We start from the raw sequence: 1,633 nt of genomic DNA, 5'->3' as shown, positions 1-1,633 counted from the left end.
GTTCGGGCGCAACACCCTGGCGACTGGTGGTAATGCCGAGGCGGCGAGCTTGGCTGGGGTCAATGTCCGGCGTCTGAAGATTACCGTATTCGCCCTGCAGGGCGTCGTCGCGGGTATCGCCGGGGTACTGCTGGCCTCACGCATGGGACTTGGTGACCCCAACACCTCGATGGGGCTCGAATTGGCGGTCATTTCCGCCTGTGTGCTGGGTGGCGTCTCGTTGTCCGGTGGCGTCGCCTCGATCACCGGCGTGCTGGTCGGCGTTTTGATCATGGGCTGCGTGCAGAACGCCATGGGGCTCCTCAACGTGCCCACCTTCTATCAATATCTCGTGCGTGGGGCGATCCTGCTGCTGGCGGTGATGTTCGACCGCTGGAAGCAGACCCGGCGCGCCAAGGGATGATTCTTTTTTCAACGCAAACTGTATTACTATCGATGGCGGGCGCAACGTGGCGATCATGACTGCGCTCGCCATGCCATTGACTCGGCCTTCAGGAGAGCCCAATACATGCAACTCGCACAAGCCAGACTCGACAGTGGAGATCGCATGGTCCTGGCGATCGACGAGGACCCTACGCAGGCTCGCCGTCTGGAAGGCGCGGAAAGCGTGCTGACCCTGGCGCATATCGCACTCGAGCGTGGCGTTGGGTTGGCCGCGCTGATCGATGAGTGGCCGGGAGACGCACGTGTTGACGCTGTGGCGCTGTCCGATAAAGGGCAACTGCTGGCGCCGCTCGACCATCCCGATCCGGCGCACTTGTTGGTGACCGGTACCGGCCTGACGCATCTCGGCAGTGCCGAGGGGCGCGACAAGATGCACCGCCAGATGAACGAGGCGGATAAGCGCGAGCAGCCGCTTACCGACTCGATGAAGATGTTCCGCAAAGGGGTGGAAGGTGGCAAACCCGCGGCGGGCGATTTCGGCGTGCAGCCGGAGTGGTTCTACAAGGGCGACGGCGGCGTCGTCATGGCCCCGGGCGAGGCGCTGAACATGCCGCATTTCGCGCTGGATGGCGGCGAGGAGCCGGAGGTCGCCGGCTTGTACCTGATCGACAACGACGGTGCGCCGCGTCGCATCGGCTACGCGCTGGGCAACGAGTTCTCGGATCACGTCACCGAGCGTGAGAACTACCTGTATCTGGCGCATTCCAAACTACGTGCCTGTTCCTTCGGACCGACACTGCTCGTCGACGAATTGCCCCGCGACGTACAGGGCACCTCGCGCATCCGGCGCGATGGCGGCGTGCTATGGGAAAAGCCGTTCATCTCCGGCGAGGACAACATGTGCCACAGCCTCGCCAATCTCGAGGCACATCATTTCAAGTACGCGCAGTTCTGTCGGCCGGGTGATGTCCATGTGCACTTTTTCGGCACCGCGACGCTGAGCTTCAGCGACGGTATCAGCGCCCAGCCGGGGGATGTCTTCGAGATCGACGCCAAGCCGTTCGCCTTGCCGTTGCGCAATCCGCTGGCCAAGGACGCCGCCGCGCCCGTGCCGAACGTCAAACCGCTGTAAGTCTTTCAGGCTATTTTGACCCGAACGCCAACGGCCGCTGGAATACTCCAGCGGCCGTTGGCGTGGTAGCCGAAGAGAGTGTTGGTCAGTTCATCGCCTGCGGTAGATACAACACGA

1 protein-coding gene and 1 pseudogene are annotated in these 1,633 nt (G+C 62.8%); both read left to right on the top strand.

Annotated features, from left to right (window positions below):
• A pseudogene (gene araH, locus OP495_RS17630) lies at nucleotides 1-403 on the top strand (L-arabinose ABC transporter permease AraH); the annotation flags it as partial.
• Nucleotides 404-508: 105 nt separating this feature from the next.
• Nucleotides 509-1,516 (top strand): AraD1 family protein, encoded by a 1,008-nt coding sequence (gene araD1, locus OP495_RS17625; RefSeq protein WP_280571064.1) that lies wholly within the window; start codon nucleotides 509-511, stop codon nucleotides 1,514-1,516.
• Nucleotides 1,517-1,633: the final 117 nt, after the last annotated feature.

The sequence above is a fragment of the Chromohalobacter sp. 296-RDG genome, from assembly GCF_029889885.1.
Lineage (GTDB): Bacteria > Pseudomonadota > Gammaproteobacteria > Pseudomonadales > Halomonadaceae > Chromohalobacter.
Note: the sequence above shows the minus strand (reverse complement) of the source record. Positions and strands in the feature narration are given on the sequence as shown.